This window comes from Devosia sp., from assembly GCF_034675085.1.
GTDB lineage: Bacteria > Pseudomonadota > Alphaproteobacteria > Rhizobiales > Devosiaceae > Devosia.
Genome location: NZ_JAUCDN010000267.1, coordinates 1 through 4,475, shown reverse-complemented (window position 1 = coordinate 4,475; position 4,475 = coordinate 1). Strand labels below are relative to the sequence as shown.

5 protein-coding genes are annotated in these 4,475 nt (G+C 61.1%); 1 reads left to right on the top strand and 4 read right to left on the bottom strand.

Features of this window, described 5'->3' with window-relative positions; translation table 11 throughout:
- The 3 genes from VDP82_RS14360 to VDP82_RS14350 all read right to left on the bottom strand — a co-directional run.
- Positions 1-1,442: DUF4055 domain-containing protein (locus tag VDP82_RS14360; RefSeq protein WP_323015528.1), on the bottom strand; the 1,442-nt coding region annotated here is incomplete at its 3' end.
- On the bottom strand, positions 1,439-2,845 hold the full coding sequence (gene terL / locus VDP82_RS14355; protein ID WP_323015527.1) for a phage terminase large subunit: 1,407 nt from the start codon (positions 2,843-2,845) through the stop codon (positions 1,439-1,441). The genes terL and VDP82_RS14360, both read right to left, overlap by 4 nt.
- On the bottom strand, positions 2,832-3,296 hold the full coding sequence (locus VDP82_RS14350; protein WP_323015526.1) for a DUF2280 domain-containing protein: 465 nt from the start codon (positions 3,294-3,296) through the stop codon (positions 2,832-2,834). Before VDP82_RS14350 ends, terL begins: the two co-directional genes overlap by 14 nt.
- A 39-nt stretch (positions 3,297-3,335) precedes the next feature.
- Here VDP82_RS14350 and VDP82_RS14345 point away from each other — a divergent pair, with 39 nt between their 5' ends.
- A complete protein-coding gene (locus VDP82_RS14345) occupies positions 3,336-3,605 on the top strand; it encodes a hypothetical protein (RefSeq protein WP_323015525.1) in 270 nt (89 codons plus the stop codon).
- Here the strand turns inward: VDP82_RS14345 and VDP82_RS14340 are convergent.
- Positions 3,602-4,225, bottom strand: coding sequence for a putative metallopeptidase (locus VDP82_RS14340; protein ID WP_323015524.1), 624 nt, complete (start codon positions 4,223-4,225; stop codon positions 3,602-3,604). The genes VDP82_RS14345 and VDP82_RS14340 overlap by 4 nt on opposite strands.
- Positions 4,226-4,475 lie beyond the last annotated feature (250 nt).

The window sequence follows — 4,475 nt, the reverse complement described above, 5'->3', positions numbered from 1 at the left end:
TACTGGGTCAATTCCAGCTCGGGCCGGTTGGGCAGAATGTCGGGCGGATCATCCTCGCGGAACTGATCCTGATCCATCAGCGCCAGTTCTTCCTCGGCCGTCCGATCTTCTGGCACCACGCCGCCAGCCTTGAGGCGGTCGAACGCGGTTCGCCACGAAATGGCCGTGTCCTGCCAGGCCTTGACGATGGCAGCGATTTCCTGCGCTGAGAGCGTGTGATCGAAGAAATCAAGGTTCGGCGTGACCTTGACCTTTTCCGGGTCGGCGCCGATCCAGGCCGCAACGTTCTTGAGCGCCTTTTCCAGCCCCGAGGCCGAAGTCATGGCGATGCCCTTGAGCGTGGAATGCTGGCTGTCGAGCCGGACTCTCTTGGCCTCGCCGCTTTCGTTCGCGTTGCCCTTCTCCGCGAGCATCTGCGCGCCGAACATCACCGCCCGGTCATAGGCGGTCTTGATTTCAGTGTGCTGGGCCTCGGCCCCTGCCCCGGTGAATTCCAGGAACTCGCCTTTGCCGTCTTTGGGCAGCACCCAGATATTGGTCCCACCGATGCCCTGCCGCACCTGGCCGTTCTTGATCGCCTCCTGCGGATCATCATAGCCCGACACCATGGGCGTCGGCTCGGACGTGTAATGCAGCGTCTGCCGGAGATCGGCGTCGAGCTGATAGATCCTCACCGAGAGCTTGGCGAGGCCATAGAGCGGCACGTCATCCGGGTCGGGCGTCAGATCGTTCGAGCCGACAAAGACCATTGGGAGAAATCCCAATGGCCGCTGCTTTCGATCAGCCGCCTCGACGACTTCGCCAATCTCCCAGCCCTCTTTGCCTTTCGTCCAGACCCGGGCGCCGTAGCGGCCATCCTCAACGAAGCATTCGCGGTATTTCTCGACCGTTTCCCACTCGTTCGTTTCGCGGTCGCGGACATAGCCGCTTTCGTCCAGCACCACGAAATCAGCGACGTTTTCCTCGTCCTGATCCCAGTTGATGATGCTTTCCGCGATATAGCCGGCGAGATAGGGCGAGCCGTCCTTGGCAATGCCCGGAAGTAACCCATAGCGGCCCGTCAGCATCACCTCCGTGGCAATCCGCCGGTGAAGGGCTCCGAGGGTCAGCCCATCCCGCGTGGCCTTTTCGCGCAGTGGCTCCAATTCCGGCGGCAGCTTGATTTCTGCGGCCTGGTCGAGGATCGTTCCGACTGCGCCGCGCACTGTGAGGGCGACGAGATCGGGAAACTCAGCGCGGGCCTTGTAGGCGTCATACGCAGCCTGGGCCAAAGCACGATGTGACGTGCTTTCCATCAGAGCGGCCAGACCGTTCTTCATGGGCAGATATTTCTGCCCTGCACGTTTGATGTTGTCCTCGCCCTCGAAGGAATCCCGCATCAGCTCCCACGAGGGGGCGAAGGCGTCGTATTCCGGGTGCCGGACTGTGATGTCGAACGTCATAGGAACCCCGTGAATACGGTTGAGGCGGCGGGGCCGGCCTTGTTATCCAGAAGCGCATTGAACGCCCGGCTGGTGCTGTCCGCGTCGTCGTCGTGCGTAGCCTCGGGGAAGCCTTCCAAGGCCGTGAACCAGTCGTCATTCCAGGCACCGCGAAGGACCAGGACGTTGCCGGCCTCGGCCTGCGCCGAGAACGGAGAGAACCGCGTAACCTTGTCGCCGCTTTCCGGTGTTGCCCGAGCGGCAAACCCGCTGAGCAGCTTAATCAGATTGGTGACCTGCGATTTACCCGCCTGGCCCGGATCCTGCGGCAGCGAGATTTCAGTCTCACGCCCATCCTGCTCCGCCGTGTTTTTAATCAGCGTCTCGACGCCGTTGGGTGAGAGCCAGTCCTTGACGTGGTGCCCAACGATGTAGCGGCCATCCGGCAGCTTGCCGATCTTCGTGCCTGACGTACCGTCCGGGTCGTTGCCTTCCTTTTTCGGCGTTGCCGCCAAGTCCCACCCTCGCATCCACCGGACACCGGCGGGCACCGCATCCACCACTTGGCACCAGCCGCGCTGGAACAAGAGCCCGGCGGCCGGCCTGATCTTCCAGTTGCCACCGAGCAGCCGCTCCCGCTCCACCGTGGGCTGGGCCATGAGGTTGGCGAGGTAGCCCGGATCAGCCGCCATCAGCATGGCGTTGTCGCTCAACTTGGCGGGGATGAACGTCACCGACTTGGGCGGGATGGGCTCGCCGGTCAGCGGGTTGGTGTGGTGCTCCAATTCTTCGGGGCTGTCGCCCCATATGATCGTATCGCCGATGCGGACGAACCAGCGAAGGACGCCGGCCCTCTCCGGGATTGCAAAGCCCGTCTCCTGATCGATCCACCAGGCAATGAACTTGGCGACCCAGCTGTCCGCGTCGGGGTTGCAGGTTGCCCGGACATAAGGCCGGACACCGCACATCGAGCGGTTTCGGCTGAGCATGTACCAGAACTGCTTCTCGCTGAAATGCGTCAGCTCATCGAAGCACAAGAGCGGGATCTGTGATCCCTGCCAGTTGTAGATCGTCTTTTCGTGTTCGAGGTGGGCGAAGGCCACGCCGGCGCCCGATGGAAAGGTCCAGCTCAGGTCCGGGGCTGATCGCGGGTTCGCGCTCAGATGCGGATAGAGCTTTTCGCTTTCGTCCCACAGGCCGCCTTCATTGCGAACCTGGGTCAGATTGCGCCGGAAGAACACCGCGCCGAAGCCGGGATTGCCGATATGGCGCAGCGGCTCCATCAGCAAGGCCCAGGTTTTGCCTCCGCCGGCGGCGCCGCCGTAGATGGCAATATCAGCCGGCGACGACAGAAAGACCGATTGCGGACCCGGCTGCGGCCGAATGATCGTTGGGGCGCCCTGCCCCGGCTCAACTCCTGCCATTGTCGGGCAATTGGAAGATCGTCACCGGCGTCGTAACTGCCGGCAAATCCTTTCCATCCTTCCCGGTGAGCTCGCGGCGGTTCGTATAGGCATTGCCCATTTCTTCCGCCGCTTGTTTCAGCAGGGATGCGACCATGCCACTATTGCCGCGCTGCTCGTTGAGTGTGACCTGCGCTTCGAGCTTGCGGAGCCGCACCGCACGATGGCTGATGCCGATCTTGCTGGTATCCTCAAGGAAGGTCTTGCGGGTTTCCTCGAACAGGGCGCGCCACCTGGCCGCCAGCTTTGCACCAGCCTTCTTTGTCGGATCGTACCCTTCAACGGCTTGGCGAGTGATCGTCTCGCCAAATTCCGCCTTGACCGATGCTGCCACCACAGACGGGCTGTCGAAGCACGCGAGGCATTGAACGACGAACGTCTGCACCTCTATCGAAAGCTTGCCTTTTGCCATTGGTGTGTCAGGCTCCGGTCAGGGACAAAGGGCACTACAATGATCAAGACTATTGCGAGCACTGCATTTGTGCTCACATTTTTGCAGACACCAGCTCTCGCCTACTATTGCTCGGAGCCAAGCGCGCCGTATTGCGCAAGTCGCTATGACGAGTTCGACGATCAATGGGAATTCGATCGATGCAAGCGAGAAATGGAAAATTACCAATATGACGTCGAACGATACCTGGATTGCTTGAGCGATGAGGCGGACCAAACAATCTCGGAATATAACGACGCAGTGGCGAGCTTTAACCGCCGGGCACGCTAGGCAACCCGTAACCGGCACGTTCCGCATGCCTGTGCGATCTTCACGTCTGCGATCTGTGGACCGGCGTTTGCCGCATCGATCATGGCCTGCACGCCGGCGGCGCCGGCACCATAGCGGCGGATAACGCCCACAAACTCTTCAATGTCGTGCCCGCGCATAGCGAATATCGGCCGTCCGGTCTGCTTGCTGAACCGCGGCGCCCCGAATTCGTCTCGGTCCTGCGCGCAGTGGTAGAGCTCATGCTCGATCAGCGCACATGCCTCGGCATCACTGGCTTGCATCCACCATGATGCGTCCAGAGTGATGATGAAGTCCGGCACCTGGCCGAACCACTGCATCACCTGAAACTCTGCCCGGGCCCTGCTCCATTTGCCCATAGCCCCTTGCGGCGAGCCTGGCTCGGCCATGCCGATCACTCGCCGGCCGCGCTTGGCATTCTCCACATTGGTCCAGAGTGCACCGATATTGGCCGCCCGCAGATGTTCGTGCTCCTCGTTCTCCAAGGTCGCGCCTTCGTCAATGAAGGTGGCTCGCGCCCACTGAATGATTTCCGGCGCCGGCACGAACTGATCGCCGGTATCGAGATCGAATATCGCCCCTGGCGGCATTGGCCTGTTCATGCCACGCTCTCATGTCTGGAATTATGGGAAACTGGCATGTACACGAAGAATGGAAGACCCCTTCAAGTCTCAGGTGACGTCGTCTACAGCAAAAGCGGCCAGGTGGTTGGTCGGATCAATGGAAATCGGGTCATGAGCCCAAGTGGACGCTACGTAGGGACAATCGTCGGTAATCGCCTTGTTTATCGCTCAACCGATACTGCGGTGGTAGGAAGCCCTTTCGCCGTTGCCCGAAGCGCAGGTTCGGCAA

What these genes read in the sequence shown, in the direction of transcription:
- terL (WP_323015527.1), bottom strand. Translation starts at nt 2,845, where the DNA reads ATGGCAGGAGTTGAGCCGGGGCAGGGCGCCCCAACGATCATTCGGCCG.
- VDP82_RS14350 (WP_323015526.1), bottom strand. Translation starts at nt 3,296, where the DNA reads ATGGCAAAAGGCAAGCTTTCGATAGAGGTGCAGACGTTCGTCGTTCAA.
- VDP82_RS14345 (WP_323015525.1), top strand. Translation starts at nt 3,336, where the DNA reads ATGATCAAGACTATTGCGAGCACTGCATTTGTGCTCACATTTTTGCAG.
- VDP82_RS14340 (WP_323015524.1), bottom strand. Translation starts at nt 4,225, where the DNA reads ATGAACAGGCCAATGCCGCCAGGGGCGATATTCGATCTCGATACCGGC.